At 39.4% G+C, this 21,348-nt stretch carries 24 protein-coding genes and 1 pseudogene; 17 read left to right on the top strand and 8 right to left on the bottom strand.

The genetic code is table 11. The features are described 5' to 3' along the window. Positions 1-4 precede the first annotated feature (4 nt). From HMPREF9421_RS09045 to nth, 14 genes and pseudogenes are all read left to right on the top strand, one after another. On the top strand, positions 5-391 hold the full coding sequence (locus tag HMPREF9421_RS09045) for a hypothetical protein (RefSeq protein ID WP_006596718.1): 387 nt from the start codon (positions 5-7) through the stop codon (positions 389-391). Positions 392-662: 271 nt separating this feature from the next. Next, entirely contained in the window at positions 663-1,022 is a 360-nt protein-coding gene (locus HMPREF9421_RS09040) for a hypothetical protein (RefSeq protein WP_006596717.1), read from the top strand. A 64-nt stretch (positions 1,023-1,086) separates the two neighbouring features. Then, positions 1,087-1,683, top strand: coding sequence for an SMI1/KNR4 family protein (locus HMPREF9421_RS09035; RefSeq protein ID WP_006596716.1), 597 nt, complete (start codon positions 1,087-1,089; stop codon positions 1,681-1,683). Positions 1,684-1,697: 14 nt separating this feature from the next. Further along, complete coding sequence (locus HMPREF9421_RS09030) at positions 1,698-2,249, top strand: hypothetical protein (protein WP_231911643.1); 552 nt, start codon at positions 1,698-1,700, stop codon at positions 2,247-2,249. Positions 2,250-2,308: 59 nt separating this feature from the next. Beyond that, entirely contained in the window at positions 2,309-2,914 is a 606-nt protein-coding gene (locus HMPREF9421_RS09025; RefSeq protein WP_006596714.1) for a DUF6707 family protein, read from the top strand. A 40-nt stretch (positions 2,915-2,954) separates the two neighbouring features. After that, positions 2,955-3,435 (top strand): annotated as a pseudogene (locus HMPREF9421_RS09020) (NUDIX hydrolase). A 7-nt stretch (positions 3,436-3,442) separates the two neighbouring features. After that, positions 3,443-4,171: a GNAT family N-acetyltransferase gene (locus HMPREF9421_RS09015; protein ID WP_006596712.1), complete on the top strand. Its 729-nt coding sequence runs from the start codon at positions 3,443-3,445 to the stop codon at positions 4,169-4,171. Positions 4,172-4,212: 41 nt separating this feature from the next. Then, positions 4,213-5,112 carry a putative PEP-binding protein gene (locus HMPREF9421_RS09010; RefSeq protein WP_006596940.1) on the top strand — a complete coding sequence of 300 codons (900 nt, stop codon included), beginning with the start codon at positions 4,213-4,215 and terminating at the stop codon, positions 5,110-5,112. Next, positions 5,057-5,497 carry an ASCH domain-containing protein gene (locus HMPREF9421_RS09005; RefSeq protein ID WP_006596710.1) on the top strand — a complete coding sequence of 147 codons (441 nt, stop codon included), beginning with the start codon at positions 5,057-5,059 and terminating at the stop codon, positions 5,495-5,497. Before HMPREF9421_RS09010 ends, HMPREF9421_RS09005 begins: the two co-directional genes overlap by 56 nt. A gap of 381 nt (positions 5,498-5,878) precedes the next feature. Then, positions 5,879-7,258: a bifunctional UDP-N-acetylglucosamine diphosphorylase/glucosamine-1-phosphate N-acetyltransferase GlmU gene (gene glmU, locus HMPREF9421_RS09000; protein ID WP_006596924.1), complete on the top strand. Its 1,380-nt coding sequence runs from the start codon at positions 5,879-5,881 to the stop codon at positions 7,256-7,258. A gap of 9 nt (positions 7,259-7,267) precedes the next feature. Beyond that, positions 7,268-7,813, top strand: a complete 546-nt coding sequence (locus tag HMPREF9421_RS08995) for an NUDIX hydrolase (protein ID WP_006596707.1) — start codon at positions 7,268-7,270, stop codon at positions 7,811-7,813. A gap of 11 nt (positions 7,814-7,824) precedes the next feature. Then, positions 7,825-8,163: a cell wall synthase accessory phosphoprotein MacP gene (gene macP / locus HMPREF9421_RS08990; protein WP_006596706.1), complete on the top strand. Its 339-nt coding sequence runs from the start codon at positions 7,825-7,827 to the stop codon at positions 8,161-8,163. A gap of 27 nt (positions 8,164-8,190) precedes the next feature. Next, on the top strand, positions 8,191-8,883 hold the full coding sequence (locus HMPREF9421_RS08985; RefSeq protein WP_006596705.1) for a 5'-methylthioadenosine/adenosylhomocysteine nucleosidase: 693 nt from the start codon (positions 8,191-8,193) through the stop codon (positions 8,881-8,883). A gap of 114 nt (positions 8,884-8,997) precedes the next feature. Then, positions 8,998-9,627 (top strand): endonuclease III, encoded by a 630-nt coding sequence (nth, locus tag HMPREF9421_RS08980; RefSeq protein ID WP_006596704.1) that lies wholly within the window; start codon positions 8,998-9,000, stop codon positions 9,625-9,627. A 25-nt stretch (positions 9,628-9,652) separates the two neighbouring features. On the opposite strand, the gene HMPREF9421_RS08975 is transcribed toward nth, so the two are convergent. From HMPREF9421_RS08975 to HMPREF9421_RS08935, 8 genes are all read right to left on the bottom strand, one after another. Next, positions 9,653-10,246, bottom strand: a complete 594-nt coding sequence (locus HMPREF9421_RS08975; protein ID WP_006596703.1) for a helix-turn-helix domain-containing protein — start codon at positions 10,244-10,246, stop codon at positions 9,653-9,655. Between the two features lie 455 nt (positions 10,247-10,701). Next, entirely contained in the window at positions 10,702-11,475 is a 774-nt protein-coding gene (locus HMPREF9421_RS08970; protein WP_006596702.1) for a hypothetical protein, read from the bottom strand. 3 nt (positions 11,476-11,478) lie between these two features. Beyond that, a complete protein-coding gene (locus tag HMPREF9421_RS08965) occupies positions 11,479-12,354 on the bottom strand; it encodes an ABC transporter ATP-binding protein (protein WP_006596701.1) in 876 nt (291 codons plus the stop codon). A gap of 53 nt (positions 12,355-12,407) precedes the next feature. Continuing rightward, complete coding sequence (locus HMPREF9421_RS08960) at positions 12,408-13,157, bottom strand: hypothetical protein (RefSeq protein ID WP_006596700.1); 750 nt, start codon at positions 13,155-13,157, stop codon at positions 12,408-12,410. 200 nt (positions 13,158-13,357) lie between these two features. Continuing rightward, complete coding sequence (locus HMPREF9421_RS08955) at positions 13,358-14,695, bottom strand: sensor histidine kinase (protein ID WP_006596699.1); 1,338 nt, start codon at positions 14,693-14,695, stop codon at positions 13,358-13,360. Further along, the gene (locus tag HMPREF9421_RS08950; protein WP_040803104.1) at positions 14,692-15,429 is read right to left on the bottom strand and encodes a response regulator transcription factor; all 738 of its coding nucleotides are present in this window, start codon (positions 15,427-15,429) and stop codon (positions 14,692-14,694) included. Before HMPREF9421_RS08950 ends, HMPREF9421_RS08955 begins: the two co-directional genes overlap by 4 nt. A gap of 440 nt (positions 15,430-15,869) precedes the next feature. After that, positions 15,870-16,256, bottom strand: a complete 387-nt coding sequence (locus tag HMPREF9421_RS08940) for a bleomycin resistance protein (protein WP_006596697.1) — start codon at positions 16,254-16,256, stop codon at positions 15,870-15,872. Positions 16,257-16,267: 11 nt separating this feature from the next. After that, positions 16,268-17,095 carry an exodeoxyribonuclease III gene (locus HMPREF9421_RS08935; RefSeq protein ID WP_006596696.1) on the bottom strand — a complete coding sequence of 276 codons (828 nt, stop codon included), beginning with the start codon at positions 17,093-17,095 and terminating at the stop codon, positions 16,268-16,270. Positions 17,096-17,412: 317 nt separating this feature from the next. On the opposite strand from HMPREF9421_RS08935, the gene pbp2b reads away from it, so the two are divergent. The 3 genes from pbp2b to HMPREF9421_RS08920 all read left to right on the top strand — a co-directional run bounded on the left by pbp2b (position 17,413) and on the right by HMPREF9421_RS08920 (position 21,319). Next, positions 17,413-19,494 (top strand): penicillin-binding protein PBP2B, encoded by a 2,082-nt coding sequence (gene pbp2b, locus HMPREF9421_RS08930; protein WP_006596948.1) that lies wholly within the window; start codon positions 17,413-17,415, stop codon positions 19,492-19,494. A 10-nt stretch (positions 19,495-19,504) separates the two neighbouring features. Then, positions 19,505-20,101, top strand: a complete 597-nt coding sequence (gene recR, locus HMPREF9421_RS08925; protein WP_006596694.1) for a recombination mediator RecR — start codon at positions 19,505-19,507, stop codon at positions 20,099-20,101. Between the two features lie 171 nt (positions 20,102-20,272). Continuing rightward, positions 20,273-21,319 (top strand): D-alanine--D-alanine ligase, encoded by a 1,047-nt coding sequence (locus HMPREF9421_RS08920; RefSeq protein WP_006596693.1) that lies wholly within the window; start codon positions 20,273-20,275, stop codon positions 21,317-21,319. Positions 21,320-21,348 lie beyond the last annotated feature (29 nt).

The following is a 21,348-nucleotide window of genomic DNA, read 5'->3' as shown; positions in this document are numbered from 1 at the left end:
GGATATGTCGAAAAAATTGGGGGAAAAGTTGAAAAGTAGAGAAAATTTTCATAGACACTATTTAGTATTATGGAATCTAATGATGTCCATAGAAAGTAATGTTGTATCAAGTGAAGAGGCTGAGTTTCTATATCCTTTTGATATGAGCAAAGAAGAAGATGTTGTTACAGTATTTGATGCATTTGTGAAAGAGGATTTCTTGAGCCTAGAAAAAGAGAAGCAGAAGCAAGTGCTTGAGACAATTGAGGATGTTATACGGGCTGGAGATGAAGTGGTTGAGCATTTTTTTGAATATGAATTTGGCTTGGCTTCAAAAGAGCCAAGAAATAAAGTTGCCTTTCTAGAATTGGTAAAGGATATTTTAGTCTCTTATTTGTCCATCTTAGACTAGTCATCTATTTTCCTTTGAATTTAAGAATGAAATTTATGGACTTCGAGGTCGCGTATTTTAAGAGTAGTTGACAGCCTAAACTCAAGACTTAGCTGAGTGAGGATTATCTATTTAAGGTTTATAATCCTCACCTGGGAAGAGTACTTACGCAGAATAGCGGATAGATAAGAAAGAATGGTTTGATGATTCTAAATGGTTAAACTTGCCTTTGTAATGCGATTATAAATCTATATAGATCATTAGAAAATGCTTCTAAAAGGAGAAATAAGAAATGAAAAACTATTTACTGGATGAAAGGCTATTTCAGTATCCTGAATCGTTTAAAAAATTGATCGAACTCAATTTAGTTGATTTTGATTGTTGGTATCTGTTGGATTCAGACTGGGCCCTGTCTTTGTATGAGGGATTGCAGGAAAGGTACCCAACCCGAAAGTTGATTCCATTTGCTAAAAGAGGAGATTGTGATGATACAGCTTGTTTTGAAATAGGAAAGGGCAATAAGGTCCAACTCATTCATGATTTTGCTGCAGAAGGCTGGGAACAACGAAAAGAGTTTAACGATTTTTGGGAATGGGTCGAATATGCAGTTAAATGCATGATAGAGTACAATAAAGAAGATGGGATTGAATAATCGCAAGCTCTTTTCTAGGGACGAAGGAACTCGTCTCTAATGATTTACAAGGCAAGGAGAACAAATGGAAACGATCACCCAATTATTAAATGAGATTGAAAAAAGTCTCCAACAGCTAGATCATTCTTGTTTAGTCCATCTAAATCCGGGAATATCTTCTCAACAGATTCAAGAATTGTTTGAGAAAATCCCATTGCAGCCAACTCAGGACTTGCGTGCTCTTTATACTTGGAGAAACGGATCAAAAGATTGTGAGGGAATCACACTCGGTGAGCTGGCATTTTTTCCTGGATTCTATTTGATGTCTCTGGAAGAGAGTATCCAGACCTACTTGGAACTAAGAGAAACGGATGCTTGGGGCAAGTCTTGGTTCCCAATTTTTGCCAGTGGAGGGGGAGATTTTTATGCCATGAACTTGGCTCCAGAAGCTCAGGGACAAATTCTTGGTTTTTATGTATTTGAAGAAGAGGGCCAGGTCGAATACTGGTCATTGAAATCTATGCTTGCAACCCTTAAAGCATGTTATGAACAAGGTATTATTTTCCGGAATGAACAAGGCTACTTGGATATGGATTATAGGAAGCATGCTGAGATAGCGCATGACATAAATCCAGAGGTGAGGATATGGCTTGAATTCTTAAAGGAGACGGAAGAGGAATGACCAAGGAGAGAAAAATGGCAGTAGTGACTGTATTAAAAAAGATCATTAGACTCTATAAGGAAACAACGTTTATTCCCCAACCAGTGAGTTTTTCAAACGAAAAATTAAGGATCCACTCCTCAGATTTGACAGGAGAATTACTTGATTATTATCAACATATAGTGTTCAATGAGGATTTATTTTTTGCTAATCAAAATTTTAATATCATTTTGTTGGCATTAGATTCTCCTACAAGGACAGTCGAATGCTGGGCCTTACAAGATGTTCTTCAGTTTAGTGAAGGGCAATACCAGATATTCGCTACTACAGATACAGATGATATTCTTTTCTGTGATACGAAAGATGACAGTTCTCCAGTTTACGCGGGCAGGCCTGGAGATCCTAATTTCTACAAACTCAGCGAAAGTTTGACGGAGTTTTTTGAGTTCTATTTCGCTTTTTCAAATTTTTGGAAACAAAGAGAAGATGTCCCTCTGGAGGAATATATTGTAGGGACAGGTGACTTGATAGAGCGCTACCTTTCCCCAGACGTCCAAGCGACAGCGAAAGAATATCTACTTCGGTAAGATTGACTTGAGAAAAGCCTTTCTCAATAACAAAAAGTGAATTGGATAGGAGAAAAGAAATGAATGTGAAAGAACTCATCGAAGAGGTTGAAAATGATCTTGAGTTAGTATCGTATTTAAACCGGTTCCCCAAAAAGAATAAGAAGACCCGAGCTAGCTATCTCGAATCGCTGAATCGTCTGGCCTATTTACTTTATCTGGATGGTCAAGAGGAAATGGCTAAGGAATTATTAGATAGGATCATACAGATTCCATTTGAAGGGAATTATAACACTTGGACCTTTGTTGATAGTTCTCTGGTTTTATTGGCTTATCTGGAAAGAGAGGCAGAAAATCAGGTACTCGTCTATAAAAAGCTTCTTTTATCTCCATTAGAACAAGGAGAGGAATCCACTCAAAAAATTAGAAGGAGAGTTCATCAGAGATTTTTGAATGGTGATAGCTTGGAGCAAAAGCTTGCAAAAATCGAGCAAGCCTCAAGTCCTGAATCGGAAATGGAACGCCGTTTGCTATACCTGACTGATTTATTAAAAATTCACCTCTTGATTGCTGAGTCAACTTGTGAAGAGACAGATATTCAGACAAAAATCGAAGAAAATATGGAGATACTGAAGAAGTATATCAAGGAGCATGAAATCTATAGCCTCTTTCCTTTTAAGGGATAGGGTAAGTTATCGATCTTGGACTTTTAGAAAAGAGTAGAATATGGCAATCAAAAAACACTTTGGGGTATACGGCATTTGCTATGAGAATGGGAAACTTCTCTGTATTGAAAAAAACAAGAGGCCCCTATCAGCATCGTTTTGACCTACCAGGTGGTAGTCAGGAACTCGGTGAGGGGTTGACAGAAACCCTCAAGAGAGAAGTTCTGGAAGAGACAGGATATACAATTAACAGTTACTCAAATCCTAGGGTTTATGACGTGCTGGTTCAAGAAGAGGGGCAAGACTTCGCCGTACATCATATCATGGCCTTTTATGATATCGTACTCGATTTCGAGGACTCTCAAAAATCTCTTCCTCATGAAGTTCTTGATGGAAGTAATGATTCAGCGAATGCCATTTGGCTTCCTCTTGAGCAGATGACCGAAGAAAATGCCTCGCCTTTAGTATTAAAGGTGAAGGCGGAGTTACGAGGATTTCCAGAATTAGAATTGACAAGATATAAGAATTGGAAGGTAAAATAGAGGGATAATGGAACTATTTGAAACATGGAAGAAATATATGGTTCTCTATGGTCTTAAATCTCAAATCGGGACTGTTTATCGAAACAGTGATAGGACAACGAGCTTTTATGATATTGGGAATTTTCTATACCTAGCAGGGGAGCTAAATTCTAGATTTTGGGAAGATTTTGTTAGGCAATATGGTTTAGATTATAAGATTATTATTTCAGAAGACACTAAGTGGCAAGATTTTCTGCATCGGCAAGTTGGGTTAATTTCTTTTACTCGCTATTCTTTTAAGGATAAGGCAAATTTTCAAGTTGAATTTCTAAATGATTTAGTTACTCATATAGAGGAAGGTTACAATATTGTACCTATTGATAATCGTATTTATAACTGCCTTTCTGAGGAAGAATGGTCACAAGATTTACAGGGGAATTTTGAGTCCTACCAGGATTTTACTTTAAAAGGTGGATTTGGCTTTGTGATTCTTAAAAATAATGAAGTGATTGCTGGGATTTCCTCAGGGTTAGTTTACCAAGGAGCAGTTGAAGTGGAAGTTGCAACTAGACCAAACGAACAAGGAAATGGATTTGCTAAAAAGCTTGGTGCTGCAATGATTCTAGAGAGTTTAAATAGAGATATGTTTCCACTTTGGGATGCTCATAACGAGGCTTCCAAAAAAGTAGCAGAATTTTTAGGATATGAGTTAGTTGAACCTTATGAAGCTTTTGAACTAGAGGAAAGTGTCGTATAATGATATCTGATATTGCATCTTTTAAGACGAGGTGAATGAACATGCAAAATCAACTAGCTCTTAGTGGCGAAAAAATTGTTGAAAAAGTTTATCCCCATTTATTGCACCACGTCGGCTTGATTCGTGGGGAATACTTGTTGAGAGAACTAAACCAAAACATACTATTACCAAATTGTCAGCAATTTGTGAAAGATTATCTAGACACTATTTGTCATTTGTACTCAGACGAAGAAGTCTGGTATCGCTTTTCAGAGTTAACAAATGCAGAAGCAAATAGTCTAGACGGGACTAAAGAGTATTTTGACGAACACCACCCCTTATTTGGATACAGAGGTATCAGGCGTTTGTTGGCGTGTCCAGATGAATTTCAGGCTGAGACAAATGTTGTTACAGAAGTTTTTCAAACCAATCCCAATCTGTCTGTTATTTTTCCTTTTGTCAATGATGCCGAACAATTAAAACAAGCTATTACAGTATTGCGTCAGTATGGTTTTACCGGGAAAGTCGGCACGATGATTGAATTACCATCAGCTTATTTAGACTTGGACAGGATACTGGAAACGGGCATTTCAAAGATTGTAGTTGGAATGAGTGATTTGACTTCATTTATTTTTGCGACTGTAAGAAACAGTCAATGGCATGATATGGAAAGTCCCATTATGTTAGAAATGCTGAGACAGATGCAGGATAAAGCAAGGATGAAAAAGATTGATTTTGCTGTAGCAGGCTATCTGAATACTTCTTTCATACAAAAAATGAATCAGATGGGTATCGAATGTATTCTCCATTACAGCTCTATTCCAGAGATTTTTGATTTAGAAATTGACCATCCAGACCATCTTAAACATATAAAAGAAGAAAGTAAAAAATTACAAAGGAGAACCCATGACACCGCAAGAAATGTGGAATGCATACAAGAAAATCAATCCCTCTATCGGTGATGAGATAGACGCCTGGGCTTTTGGAGTGGAAGCCGATCTCTTAGCAGACTTGGTTTTAAAAGGTGAGAAGACGGCTACGGCTTCAGCCTATGACCTTTATGCAGTGGATAAGGAGCCCCTTCCCCAAGAAGGAACCTTTGATATCATTTTAGATAGCCAAGATCAGGCTATCTGCATTGTCGAAATTACCAAGGTTTCTGTTCAGCCCTTCCATCAAGTGTCTGCTGACCATGCCTTCAAGGAAGGTGAAGGAGACAAATCTCTGGCCTATTGGCGTCAGGTTCATGAGGAGTTTTTCACGGAGTGGCTGGAGGAAGCAGGTCTGACGTTTTCACCTGACAGCAAGGTGGTTTTAGAAGAATTTCGCAAGGTTTATCCATTATAGAACGAGGCTGGGCAAAAACTGTCCAGCCTTCGATGTTTAATAGGAATAATTGTATGACGCAGTGGTTGATTGCTCAAAGCACTGCTTTTAGGTGGTGGATAGGACTTGCGAAGCAAGGTTCCTAAGTATTTGTTTGCTACTTAGCTCCAAAGATGACCTATGAAGATGGAAAACAATGTTTTCTTTATCTGCAACCTCCAACAGTCTCCCAGACTGTTGGAGCTGTGCGGGGTGGGAAAATTGAAAAGGTTTGGGGAACCTTTTCAACTTTTGTTTAATTAGTCGAAGTTCTTTCCCACTCCCTTTGGTTCGGATCTAATTTTCCAAAAGGGCTAAAAAATGGTATAATGTAAGCGATATTGTACAGAAAAGAGAATGTATATGCCAAATTATGCCATTATTTTAGCAGCGGGAAAAGGTACCCGTATGAAATCAGATTTGCCGAAGGTTCTACACAAGGTTGCTGGGATCTCTATGTTGGAACATGTTTTCCGTAGTGTTGGAGCCATCTCACCCGAAAAGACTGTAACGGTTGTGGGCCACAAGGCTGAATTGGTGGAACAAGTCTTAGCTGGACAAACAGAGTTTGTCAAACAAACCGAACAATTGGGAACTGGTCATGCAGTTATGATGGCAGAGCCAGTCTTGGAAGCTCTTGAAGGCCACACCCTTGTCATCGCAGGGGATACACCTTTGATTACGGGTGAAAGCCTCAAACACTTGATCGATTTTCATATCAACCACAAAAATGTGGCAACGATTTTAACAGCCGAAGCAGTGAATCCATTTGGTTATGGCCGGATTGTCCGTAATGACAATGCAGAAGTGCTTCGCATCGTCGAGCAAAAAGATGCGACAGATTTTGAAAAGCAAATCAAAGAAATCAATACAGGGACTTATGTTTTTGACAATGCCCGCCTTTTTGAAGCCTTGAAGAATATCAACACCAACAATGCTCAAGGTGAATACTATATCACAGATGTGATTGGGATTTTCCGTGAAGCAGGAGAGAAAGTTGGAGCCTATACGCTCAAAGACTTTGATGAAAGTCTTGGGGTTAACGACCGCGTGGCCCTTGCGACAGCAGAAGGCATCATGCGTCGTCGCATTAACCAAGCTCATATGGTCAATGGAGTGAGCTTTGTCAATCCTGATGCAGCCTATATCGATATCGATGTCGAAATCGCTCCTGAGGTACAAATCGAAGCTAATGTTACCCTAAAAGGGCACACAAAAATTGGGGCTGAGACAGTCTTAACCAATGGAACCTATATCGTGGATAGTGAAATCGGTGCGGGTGCCGTTATTACTAACTCTATGATTGAAGAAAGCACAGTAGCCGATGGTGTAACAGTAGGACCATACGCTCATATACGTCCTGGTTCTAGCCTGGCAAAAGATGTCCATATCGGGAACTTTGTCGAAGTCAAAGGTTCATCTATTGGCGAAAATACCAAAGCTGGTCATCTGACCTACATTGGCAACTGTGAAGTTGGTAGCAACGTCAACTTTGGTGCAGGAACCATCACCGTCAACTATGATGGGAAAAATAAATACAAGACCCTTATTGGCAACAATGTCTTTGTTGGCTCAAATTCGACCATTATTGCGCCAGTTGAGCTCGGAGATAATTCTCTAGTCGGGGCTGGCTCTACCATTACCAAGGATGTGCCGGCAGATGCCATTGCAATTGGTCGTGGTCGTCAAGTCAATAAGGATGAGTACGCAACTCGTCTTCCCCACCATCCTAAAAATAAATAGGAGATTTTCATGCAATTTGAAGAAAAAACCATTGAGCGCAAGGAGATTTATCAAGGACCGATTTTCCAAGTGGTTACAGATCAAGTGGAACTGCCCGACGGGAAAGGTCAAGCGCAGCGTGATTTGATTTTTCATAATGGAGCAGTAGCAGTTTTACCGATCACAGATGAGGGCAAGACCATTTTGGTCAAGCAGTACCGTAAGGCGATCGAGAGGACTTCTGTAGAGATCCCAGCAGGGAAGTTGGAAAAGGGTGAAAATGCGGATCCTCAAGCAGCTGCTCTGCGTGAATTGGAAGAAGAAATTGGTTACACAGCGGATCTAGAGTTGTTGTATGATTTTTATTCTGCCATTGGGTTTTGCAACGAGCGGATCAAACTCTATGCTACGACCAATTTGAAAAAAGTGGAAAATCCTCGCCCTCAAGATGCAGATGAGACCTTAGAGCTGCTAGAAGTGACCTTGACGGAGGCTAAAGACTTGATCCAAGCTGGTGAAATCTGTGATGCCAAGACCATTATGGCGCTTCAGTACTGGGAATTATCCAATAAATAGAGGAGGATCCAATGGGAAAACCTTTATTAACAGATGAAATGATTGAGCGGGCAAACCGAGGAGAAGCAATCTCTGGTCCCCCGCTCTTTGATGAGGAAGAAACAAAAATTCTCCCGACAGGAAACAGAGGCTTTGGTTATGAACGGCCAGTGATCTCAGGGGAAGGAGATAGTGGACATGGAGCATCCTATCCTCAGGAGACCATTCCAATCAGAGTCCAACCTACAGTGACCAAGAGCCGTCGGATTGAGAACCAAAAAGATGAGGTGATTCAATCAAAATTGAATAAGATCTTATTTTGGGTCATCCTGCTCCTCATCTTGTTAATTCTTGCAATCTGGCGCTTATAAGCAGCGTCTACCAAAGGAGTGACGATTATGAAAATTGGAATCATTGCGGCCATGCCACAAGAATTAAAAATCTTAGTGGAAGCTTTGCAGAACGGAGAGAAACACCTTCGCCTAGGAAAGGTCTACTATACAGGGTCGATTGGTCGCCATGAAGTGGTCTTGGTTGAAAGTGGTATCGGAAAAGTCATGTCAGCCATGAGTGTGGCTGTGTTGGCCAACGATTTTAAGGTGGAAGCCATTATTAATACAGGTTCTGCAGGTGCCGTTGCACCAGGGATGGCTGTTGGAGATATTGTCCTTGCAGACAAATTGGCTTATCATGATGTGGATGTGACAGCATTTGGCTATAAGTATGGCCAGATGGCAGGGCAACCTCTTTACTTTGAATCCAGCCGCTATTTTGTTTCAGAGATGAAAAAAGTGCTAGCTGAGGAACAAACACCAACCCATGTTGGCCTGATTGCGACTGGGGATAGCTTTATCGCGAGTGAAGAAAAAGTCGCAGCGATTAGGGAACATTTCCCAGAAGTATTGGCCGTTGAGATGGAAGGGGCAGCTATTGCCCAAGCGGCTCATACAGCTGGCCGTCCTTTCATGGTTATTAGGGCTATGAGTGATACGGCAGATCACGCAGCTAATATCTCTTTTGATGAATTTATCGTTCAGGCTGGCGAGCGTTCTGCTCAAACCTTGATGACTTTCTTGAAGAGATTAGTATAGAAAAGCTTAAGATAATAGGACTAGCCCTTAGCTAGTCCTATTTTGCTAAGCTGATTCTGTAAAGTAACTGGTTCTTCATGCTATAATAGATTCTAGTAATGCAAAGGAGAAGTTATGGTCTTATCAAAAAAACGGGCACGTCATGTGATTGAAGAAATTATTGCCCTCTTTCCGGATGCTCAGCCAAGTTTGGATTTTCGCAATCATTTTGAATTATTAGTAGCGGTGATGCTCTCTGCTCAAACAACGGATGCCGCGGTTAATAAGGCAACTCCCGCCTTGTTTGAAGCCTTCCCAACTCCTCAAGCCATGGCGGTCGCTAGTGAAGCCGACATTGCCAAGCATATTTCCAAATTAGGTCTCTATCGCAATAAGGCTAAGTTTCTCAAAAAATGTGCCCAACAATTGTTGGACAACTTTGATGGCCAAGTCCCTCAGACACGGGAGGAACTGGAGAGTTTAGCCGGAGTGGGACGTAAAACAGCCAATGTGGTCATGAGTGTCGGTTTCGGAATTCCTGCCTTTGCTGTTGATACCCATGTAGAGCGCATCTGCAAGCACCATGATATCGTAAAAAAGTCGGCAACGCCGCTAGAGGTAGAAAAGCGAGTCATGGATGTTCTGCCAAAGAGCGAATGGCTGGCTGCCCATCAAGCCATGATTTATTTTGGACGGGCTATCTGTCATCCTAAAAATCCTGAATGTGATCACTATCCGCAATTGTATAACTTTAAAGACAGTTAAAAAGCGAGGTCTAATGACTTCGCTTTTATTTGATAGGGAAGAAAGTAAGTAAGAGCCAAGAAATCAGTAGAGTAATAGCGCCAATTCCAAGGACAAATAGAATAGGAATGAGGATTCCTTCGTAGGGAGCTTTACCCCTTTCTTCAGCTTCTTCAATCTCGCTCAGACTGCGTCCTTGTTCATAGGCGACAAGCTGGCGATAAGTACGAAGATTATGCTTTTTCTTGAATTTTTCAATGCGTAGGGCGTAGAATATAGCGACAGCAAGAATCAAGCAACTAATAGCGATGCCGTATCCATCCAAATAAAGAATTAGGGGAGTGCTGATGATAGGACTGCCAATTAGCAGTAAGCTAAAGACCACTTCATCTTTTTGATAGCGCATAAATTCTTGGTCGTGAATAATTTGTTTCATGGTTTCCAAATCTCCTTTGACTAGTTTGTCCAATGACACTTCAAAGACCTTGCTTAGTAAGAGCAGGTTTTGAATATCAGGGTAGGTTGCGCCGCGTTCCCAGTTGGAAATGGATTGACGGCTGACAAAGATGATTTCAGCTAATTCGTCTTGAGATAAGTTTTTCTCTTTACGATAGTGCTGGATTTGTTTTCCGACTTGCATAAGATTTCCTCGCTTCCTGATTTCATTCTACTCAATTTTATAAAAAAGGGCTATCAAAGTTCTTTGACATGTTGATTTCATAGGGTTTAACAAAGGGTTTTACCACTGAATTTACAGGTCTATCAATTCATATTTCCCTATTGAAAAAGGGGTCAGTACATATTGAACAATAGAACAAGAGGCTATTAGTAATTTTATTTTCATGCTCAAGGCATATTCGAGTTATCTCATGACTCTTATTCATCCAGTTTTTGATACAGGCTAGGCAAAGCCTTATTAAAGACCACGGATTTGTATTGTTCACCTTCATTATAAGACGAACTTTCTTTTCTGTCATGAGTTAGCAGGCTGAGCCTGCTTAGAGTTTTTGATGATAAAGAGAAACGTGTATCTTTCAATCGTACATTGTAGACAAGGTATACGTCATTAGATTATAGGTAGCAAGTCCTGTCACATCAAAACTCCAAATTTTGAAACTTTTTGGAACCAATGATTAAGAGAATAAAGGCATAAACGATGGTAATGCCCAGTGCTCCCAAGAATGCTTGTGGAGTGGACAAAATGTCGTCATTAAGCAATCTGTTATATCCATTCGGGAAAAGCATTGCAATGCCTCCGCCAATCATGGAAGTCATCATGCTTGCAATTGTTAAAATAATAGCTACCACTATGGTTGAGCCAGTTTTTAAATAAAGGCATAACACAGAAGCGATAGTTACTGAAAAAATGTCTTTTAAAAAGATTCCAAAAATATCCTCTAGAGTTGATAAAGTAATAGATAAATCGTTATCAAAAAAGGTATTCGACGCAAAAGGAAACTGAACGACCCTGGTGAAATAGACTGTTGTAGAAACACAGGTAAATAGAATATAAAATAGTACCAAGATTGAGAGTAAACTAAGATATTTTGAAAAAAATATGTTCTTACGGCTTAAATCTCTATATAGGAACATAGTATGATCATCTATCTCTCGTCTAAAGACAGAAATTGTCAAGAAATAGATTGCAAGAGTAGGTAAGATAAATGAATCTGCTGAACTGATCATCATATCTAGAAAGGCTATCCCACTTACTCTATTATCTCCTATTACGGAAATTTGCATGAAATTAGATTTTCCAAAAAAGGAAGCTAGAAGAAAGATAACTGGAAATAAAACGAATAGCAGGTAAATCTTGGTTTCTTTACGCTTCCAGACAGATGTGAAAATGGCAGGTAAGATTTGTTTCATATGTTACTGTCCTTTCGTAAAGATCTCTTTTAGGTGGTTCTCTTTCACCTCTATCTTCTCAATCAAGGTATGATTTCCTAATATTTTAAAAATCTCATTAACCTGTTCAGAGGATATGTTTGTCGAAATATCTAAAACGCTGCCTTCTAGAATGACGTCATCACTTAATAAAGACTGAATCCCTTCAAGATTCTTAGTCTCCTTCAAGTACACAAGCAAACTAGGAGAAGCTGCACCGTCAAAAGCGTCTGCTAACTGCCCTGCCTCAATATAGACATAACGTTCACACAAGGCTTCTAGCTCTCCTAATTGGTGGCTAGAAATAAGCATTGAGATTTGTCTCTCATTAGACCATTTTTTCAAAATATCAATTAATTTCTGAACACCAATCGGATCTAGTCCAACGAATGGTTCATCTAGGATAAGGAAGTCTGGTTCGGCAACCAAAGCAATTGCCAAGGCTGTCCTTTGCTTCATACCAAAAGAAAATCCTTTTGGTTTTCTATTTCTAGCTTCCCATAGTTCTACCAATTTCAAAGTTGGTTCAATATTTGAAAACAAATCTTCTTTACCATGTAAACGTAGATAAAATTTCAGGTTATCAATAACGGACATTTCTGGGTAGAATACTGGATCGATCATAATACCAAAGTCTGTTAATACATTGTCTTTACTATGAATATCGATCCCATTATAGGTAATAAGTCCAGAAGTTGGTTTTAGTGATTTTGCCATCAACTTCATGAGTGTCGATTTACCCGCACCATTTTTACCAATAAGACCTACAATCTCCCCCTTATTGATTTCCATACTGACGTCTTTGAGTGAATAAAAGTCATTCCCAACAAATTTTTTTGAAATACTTTCAATTTTTAGCATATCTAGTTTCCTTTCCAATTTTTATAAATAATAAATGAGTCAGCTTGCTCTTTTTAAAACTCTATTCTTTCAAAATTCTTTCTAGCTGAGAAATAGCTAGGTAAGAAGTAAATGCAAGACAAGCCAATGATGATTAACAGCGTTAAACCGAACTCACCTGCTTGTAAAGCATTTGCATAAGTGGTTGGAATCACATACTTTACTCCAATCAGTAAGGGAGCTGTGAATGCAAATAAAGTGAAGAAGATTCCTACTAAAACAGCCACTAAGGTCTTAGATTTGATGGAAACCATCGCAACCATGACGGTTGTTATAAGATTAAGTAAAACCACAGAAAGAATTGACAAGATAGATTTCTCTACTAAAATCGAGCTTGAAGGTAAGAAGTTAGAATCAACTCCAAATCTAGGTAACATAATGCCATAATAAGTAATGAAAGTTGCAAAAAAAGTTCCAAATAAATAGAGGATATAAACTAAAAATAGTCCGAGTATTTTTGCGTTGAAAATTTTAGAACGCTTAATATCTTTGTATAAAAACATGATCTTGCTATCAATTTCATCTCTAAAAACGGAAGAAATCAATATGGAAAAAATGAGTACTGGGATTGTTAAACGATACTGTGTTAAAAGAGTGATATCAAAGAAAGATAAAAAACTATTTGTATAGTCGGTTTTCATATCTTCCATATTTCCTGCCAAAAATGGAACAAGGATAGGTAATAGACAAAAGGATAAGAAGATCTTCGTATCTCTCCTTTTCAAGATAGACTGAAATACAGAGCTTGTTAATCTATTAAACATGGGCTAGTTCTCCTAACTATAATCATAAACAGAATGTGGGTGAGTTCACTAAACAATTGTAACTCGGTTTTCGTTTTCTAAGTTCTTACACACAACAGTATATTTCAAATTTAATAAAAGAAATGATCAATCTAATAAATGGTCTGTTTTTTATAATGAAAGGAATTATAAAAAACAGACCATTTATTCTAGTTTTAAAGTTATCCTTCGTACATCTTTAATTCATGAGTAAATTCATGATCTATACTTTTTGTTTCTAAAGTGACTTTAGGATATTTGGAAAGGATTTGTTTGACATTTGAAAGACCGATACCTCGTCCCTCTCCTTTGGTTGAGACTCCATATTGGAAAATATTTTTAGTAGGGATCTTATAGTCAGCAGTGGTATTATAGATAACTAAAATTTTGTTTTCATTCTCTTGAAAGTAAGTAAAACTAATTCTTGGAGCTTCTGCGTTAACTGCAGCTTCTATGGCATTATCTAAAAAGACAGATAGTATCGTAATAAAATCGACTAAATCTATTTGAGGAGTTCCGATAGGTTCAGCTATTTCTACCGATACATCAATTCCTCGATTTTGTGCTTCAATCAATTTTGCAGATACAACCGATTTCATTGCTAGGTTTTTTAAATGAACAAGTTTAGCAATGTCGTATTGACTATTGTAAAAGGATTTATCAGACTCTTTCAGTACAGCATTATAGATCCTCTCTACTCCATCTATATCTCTTTTCTTTATCGATTCATTTAAGCTGACTAATATATTTGTATAATCATGACGAAAGCTTCTCACTTCTTTGTAAAGAGATTCAATGTGATTGCTATATTTACTTATTGAATCTATCTGTGAATCTTTCATCTTTTGAATTTCTATATTGATATTTTCTTTAATAATGTGTTGGATATAAAATAGAAAACCTAAAAAGATAGGGACGTAACTGAAGATAACTATTCTTTTGTAGTATATATCGTCTATATGGGTAGGAAGCAAACCAGCATATTCAAGTGTAGGTATACTTGAGAGTATATAACTTAAGAGGTAATAGATTATCATCGTTATAGTAAAAATTTTAATTACTACTGAGAACTTATCATTCTTAACCTCTTTCGATAACAACTTGATATTAATTCGAAAAATTTTAAAAAATATAATATATACAGGAAAAGTTAAAAGTATCGGTATCCAATCCATCCATATATTTTTATCTAAAACTTCCTCTGATACTCTAAATAAAAACTGGAAATAGATAGATGATAGACTGCTCAACATATCAAAAATTGTTAAAGTAAAAAAACAGTAGAATATGTATTGTAACCAATTCCATCTTTCTCGAGATTTTAGAAAGAAAGTGATGGAAGGTAAAAATACTATTTCTCCCCAAAAGACAACATCATAATAATAGTATTCAATCAATGTCAGTAGGGCAGGTATTAAAAACAAATATGGTAATTTAAATTTTGAATAACTAATTTGTTGAAAAATAACTAACCTTATTAACCAACTAACAAAAAACACACCTTCAAACTCTAGAGTCATTTTTTATCTACCTTTTCAACTAGCCCCTTCAGTTTTAAACGTGATACAAAGCATGATTCATCATTTTCAAAGTAAACAATATGATTTGCTTTATCAATACGAACGACATTCTCTGGATTTACAACGTAAGCTCGATGACTTTGGTAAAGTCGCTTGTCGGTTTTAGCAATATCTGAGACTTTACCATAAAATTCCATGTGTCCTTTTTTAGTTGTTAAAACGACCTTATGAACTGTCGAAGATGTCTCAAAATATAGAATATCTGAGAAAGGGACTTGAATCTGAGAATGCTCTGATTTAAAGCTGAAGGAATCCTCCCCTATTGTTTTATTGACGTTCTCAGCAGCATGTATCAAAACAGATGAGATCGCTTCCTGATAATCCTGATCATTTAAGCCTTTATCAATAAAATCCAAAGCGGAGACACGATAACGATAGGTAACGGGCATGAATTCTGAGTGAGTCGTTACGAATACGATTGAAGCGCTAGGATCTTTTTCACGAATCTCACGCGCAATTTCCATTCCTTTTTTTTCTTCCCCTTTAATTTCAATATCTAAAAAAAAGAATTGGTGATTTCCTGTCTCTTTGATGGCCTCTAACAATTGTGTTGGCTTCCCAAATACCTCTAAGTATTTATACTTTAGATGATGATCTGTCATACATTTCTTGATTGCTGTTTCAATACGTGTTTGTTGTAGAAAATCATCTTCTAATACAAAGATATTTAGCATATTTCTCCCTTCTGAACCTATTGATCCTTTCATCCTAGAAAAAAATCCGTCATATTTTCTCTTTAACTTGTCTTTGAAGACACTGTTTGTTTATCGAATATGGTTTCTCATTTTTCTGTAATGATAGTTTTTGCAGCTGGATGGTTTGTCCATAATCCTTATTTTATCATAAACACTCCTCAAGGAACATTTTTGGTTAAATTAGATATGTTTATAAAAAAATCGGGCACAGTAAACTAAGAATGAATCTCCAATTTTTAAATTGCCCTAATAGAGATATCCCACCATATAGTGAAAACTTTTGGAAATGCTGACTTAATGCTATTCTTGAATTTTTTAAATTTTCTTTAGTAAAAGAAAAAAATTGAAGATGAACTGCACCCCAAAAGTTAGATTTTTTCTGTCTAACTTTTGGGGTGCAGTTCATCGCCTCCTTTTTCTTATTCGCTAAATCTTAAAAAATAACCATCTGGATCCAAAATCGCAAATTCCTGAGGATAGATAAAGCTATCTCCCACTCGAAATTCTCTTTTTGTCAGCGGACGATGGATGGGATATTCGGCTTCCAGCAGTTTTTGGTGGAGCTGAGGGACATCCTTAATGCCAAAGGAAATATTGACACCGCGCCCGAAAGGATAGGTCAGTTGGGCTAATTCTTCTTCCTTGCCTTCTTCTAGCATCAGCTGGCAGTCTTCAAGCGAAAGGAAGAGAAATTTTTCCTCTGGACGCTCGTATTGGATAGAGAATCCCAATAAGTCGCAGTAGAAGTGACGCGATTTCTCGATATCCGATACGACAAATTCAGGGATGACAGCTTGATAGTCCATTCGTTTTCTCCTTAGAGATCAATCTCCATGACAATTGGTGTATGGTCTTGACGGGCGCCGGAGTCAATCATAGCTGACTTGGTCACCTTGTCTGCAATGCGGTTAGAAGTGAGCCAGTAGTCAATTCTCCAGCCTGTATTGTTGATTTTAGATGTTTTGCTACGTTGTGCCCACCAAGTATATTGATCTGGAAGGTCCCCATGCAAGTGGCGGAAGGTATCAGTGAACCCTTTGGCTAGCAAGTTCGTGAAGCCTGCCCGTTCTTCATCGGTAAATCCTGGGGAACGACGATTGCTGGCTGGATTGGCCAAGTCGATTTCCTTGTGGGCTACGTTGTAGTCGCCTGTAGCCAGAACTGGTTTTTGCTGGTCTAGTTCTGCCAAGTAGTCTGCATATTTGGCATCCCAGATTTGGCGTTCTTCTAGGCGTTTGAGCCCATCCCCAGCATTCGGAGTATAGACCTGGGTCACAAAGAAGTCATCAAATTCAAGGGTAATAATCCGACCTTCGACGTCCATGGTAGAAGGAGCACCGATTTCTGGGAAGGTTACCCTTGGTGTTAATTCTTTTTTATAGAGGAACATGGTTCCTGCGTAGCCTTTACGGGCTGGTTCTACAGAGGACCGCCAAGTGTTTTCATATCCAGGGAACAGCTCTTCTAAGACCTCTAAGTGTTTTTTCGTTGGTCCTTTGGCAGATAATTTTGTTTCCTGAATGGCAATGATATCCGCATTCTCTGCAACCAAGGTAAGGAGGACGTCTTGCGAGAGCTTCGCGCGTGCAGAGTCACTCGTCAAGGCGGCATTTAATGAGTCAATATTCCATGAGATTAGTTTCATATCGTTTCCTTTACTAACTTTGTCGATGCTTCTATTATACCAAAAAATATCCAGTCTCCTGTTTCTTGTGATTTGAGGAAGGATCCGCTTTTTAGTAAAAAGATGTTTGTATTGTTCACACTGCTGAAAGAATAGTTGACAAGGAGTTCAGAATAGCTATTTTTTTATCTGGTCTAGCGACTCGCGTCTGGATGAAATGTGCTATAATGGAAGTTGAGTTTAAAATGGAAATATTCCTCAGATTTTCTCTAAATTTATCCTATTTTTAGGTTGTGTTGAGAGGGGCTGGGATTGAGAATCAAGATGAAAGGAGAGGTATGGCTCGAAAATCTAAACGTTCAAAAAAAGCGAATGCTAAGGTGAGAAAATTTGATAATCGGTGGATTACTAGACGACTTTATTTGTTATTCAGTATAGTCTGTACCCTCTTTTTGATTTTAATTGCTCGACTAGGGTATATGCAGATTACTCATCAAGGCTTTTATACGCAAAAATTAGCAAAAGCTACAAAAAAACATTTAACAAGGGGAAGTCTCCGGGGACAGATTTATGATGCTTCTGGTCAGCCACTGGTAGAGAATGTCGATAAGAAGGTCTTATCCTTTACGCGTAGCAATAAGTTTACTGCAGAAGAGATGCGTCAAACAGCACAGCTTCTCCTAAATTACGTAAGCGTGTCAAACCCTCAAGTCAGCAAGCGTCAAGAAATCGACTTTTATCTCGCAAACACCGAAGTCTATAAAGAAGTAGTGGACAAACTGCCCAAGGAGGAACGCATCGATACGGATGGCAACCCACTTCCAGAAGCGAAAATCTACCAGTATGCGGTGGACAGTATTGACCCAGCCAAATTGGGCTATACGGAAGAAGAAAAGAAAGCCATCTATCTCTTCAGCCAAATGAATGCGGTTGAAAACTTTGCTAGTGCTACGATTGTGACGGATCCGATGTCCGATGAGCAAGTAACGACGGTCAAAGATCATTTGAAAGAATTTCCAGGATTTGAAGTGATCACGAGTTGGGATCGAAAAGTGGTTGATAGTCCTTTGGCTTCCATCGTTGGTAGTGTGTCGACAGAGCAAGCCGGTCTTCCAGCTGAAGATGTGGACGATTATTTGGAAAAAGGCTATGCCTTAAATGATCGCGTCGGAACTTCTTATTTAGAAAAACAATATGAGTCTGTCCTCCAAGGAGAACGGGTTGAAAAAGAAATCCATTTGGACAAGAATGGCAATGTTGAAAAAATCAAAACCCTCTCCAAAGGAAGCAAAGGGAACAATATCAAGCTTTCCATTGATTTGGATTTCCAAAGAGGAGTGGAAGACATCTTGAAGAAGTCCTTCCAGGCAGAATTGGCCGCTGGCAATGCCATCTACTCAGAAGGGGTCTATGCTGTTGCCTTAGATCCAAAAACGGGTAGAATCCTTGCGATGGCGGGGATGAAACATGAAGCAGGTTCACAAGATCTGACCCCTGATGCTTTAGGGACAGTGACCAACGTCTTTGTTCCAGGATCGGTTGTGAAAGCAGCGACTTTGACAGCAGGATGGGAAAATGGGGTGATTTCTGGGAATCAAGTCCTATTGGATCAACCAATTTCCTTTTCTGGTTCAGCTCCTATCACTTCTTGGTTCACCCAGTTTGGAAGCCAAGAAATCAATGCGGTCCAAGCGTTAGAATATTCTTCCAACACCTATATGGTGCAGATAGCTCTTGATTTGATGGGCCAACCCTATCAGCCAAACATGAGCTTGAAGACAGACCAATTGGATCCAGCTATGAACAAATTGCGTTCGACCTTTGCCTCTTATGGTCTGGGAACAGAGACAGGAATTGACCTTCCGAATGAATCAACTGGCTATGTTCCCAAAGAGTTCACGATTGGTAATTACCTAACAGACGCCTTTGGTCAGTTTGATAACTATACCCCTATGCAGTTGGCTCAATATGTTGCAACCATTGCCAATGATGGGAAACGCGTGGCGCCACACCTGGTTCAAGGGATTTATGAGAATGATGCCAAGGGAGGTTTGGGCCCTCTGAAAGAAGAGATTGCAACAAAAGAACTCAATCAAGTAGCTTTGACACCCGAAAATCTAGCTATCATTAAACAAGGTTTTTATCAGGTGGTATACGGAACCAGTGGCTTAACAACTGGTAAAACCATCGGAGAAGGAGCTGCTGTTCCAATCAGTGCGAAGACCGGGACTGCAGAAACATTTGTAAATGGTGGGACCCCTGCTGTAAATACCAATGTCATCGCCTATGCCCCATCTGAAAATCCTCAGATTGCGGTGGCAGTCGTCTTCCCTCACAATACCAATCTCCAAGCGACTGTTAGTCACAGTATTACCAGAGAGATTATCAATCTCTACCAGCAAAAACATCCTATGAATTAGAAAGGAAGCTATGCTCTATCCAACACCTATCGCAAAATTAATTGAAAGTTATTCGAAGCTCCCTGGTATTGGGATCAAAACAGCAACTCGTCTGGCCTTTTATACCATCGGAATGAGTGATGACGATGTCAATGAGTTTGCCAAGAATCTCTTGTCAGCAAAGCGGGAATTAAGCTACTGTTCCATCTGTGGGAACCTAACAGATGAAGAAGAGTGTGCCATTTGTCGAGACGAGACGCGCGATCCATCGACCATCTTAGTGGTAGAAGATAGTCGAGATGTGTCAGCCATGGAGAATATTCAGGAGTACCACGGTCGCTACCATGTCCTTCATGGCTTGATTTCGCCCATGAATGGAGTCGGACCAGATGATATTAACCTCAAGTCCTTGATCACACGATTAATGGATCATGAGGTCCAAGAAGTGATTGTGGCGACCAATGCAACAGCAGATGGGGAAGCAACTTCTATGTATATCTCACGCGTCCTCAAACCAGCTGGCATCAAAGTGACCCGTCTAGCACGTGGATTAGCTGTCGGAGCCGATATCGAATATGCGGACGAAGTGACCCTTCTTCGAGCTATTGAAAATCGAACCGAGTTATAAGCGGTTACAGAAACTGGAGGAAAGCCTCCGGTTTTTTGTTTTTTAGGTGTTCTCTCTCGTTTTCTTTCTTTTTAAAGTGTGGTATACTAGAGGGACGAACTCGTATGTGAGGAGTGCTTCTGACAAGTCAATTAGGAAGCACAAAATTAAAAAAAGGATTAGGACCAAACAATGGCAAAAGAAAAAATTGTACTTCTTTATGGTGGCCGTAGCGCAGAGCGCGAAGTGTCTGTGCTTTCAGCTGAAAGCGTCATGCGGGCGATCAATTATGACAAGTATTCTGTTGAGACCTATTTCATTACTCAGGCTGGAGACTTCATCAAGACGCAAACTTTTGAAGAGAAACCTGCTGAAACAGAACGCTTGATGACCAATGAAACCATTGATTGGGACGCTAAAGCAACTCCGAGCAGCATCTACCAAGAAGGAGCGGTTGTCTTTCCAGTCCTTCATGGACCAATGGGAGAAGATGGATCGGTTCAAGGTTTCCTAGAAGTATTGAAACTCCCTTATGTGGGATGTGATATCCTTTCTTCTAGTGTGGCGATGGACAAGATTACCACCAAACGGGTCCTAGAATCTGCAGGGATTCCACAAGTTCCTTATGTGGCTGTCCTTGAAGGAGATGACCTAGAGGCCAAGATTACCTTAATCGAAAAGGAATTGACCTATCCGGTCTTTACCAAGCCTTCTAATATGGGCTCTAGTGTCGGGATTTCAAAAGCAGAGAACCAAGCAGAACTTCGCAAGTCTTTGGAATTGGCCTTTAAATACGATAGCCGTGTTTTGGTTGAGCAAGGTGTCGTAGCCCGCGAAATCGAAGTGGGATTGTTAGGCAACTACGATGTCAAGAGCACCCTCCCTGGTGAGGTGGTCAAAGATGTAGCCTTCTATGACTACGAAGCCAAATACATCGATAATAAGATTACGATGGCGATTCCAGCTGAAATTCCTGCAGAAGTTGCTGCGACCATGCGTCATAATGCAGAACTAGCCTTCCGTGCCATTGGTGGCAAAGGTCTCTCCCGTTGTGATTTCTTCTACACAGAGGATGGGGGCATCTACTTGAATGAGCTCAATACCATGCCTGGCTTTACCCAATGGTCTATGTATCCTTTACTTTGGGATAACATGGGCTTGGCCTATCCTGATTTAATCGAGCGCTTGGTAGAATTAGCCAAAGAAACCTTTGAAAAGCGTGAAGCGCACTTACTTTAAGGAACTGTTCCTAGCGGGAGTGGGAGATG

The sequence above is a fragment of the Streptococcus australis ATCC 700641 genome (assembly GCF_000186465.1).
GTDB classification, from domain to species: Bacteria; Bacillota; Bacilli; order Lactobacillales; family Streptococcaceae; genus Streptococcus; species Streptococcus australis.
This window is presented reverse-complemented; position numbering and strand designations above follow the sequence as displayed.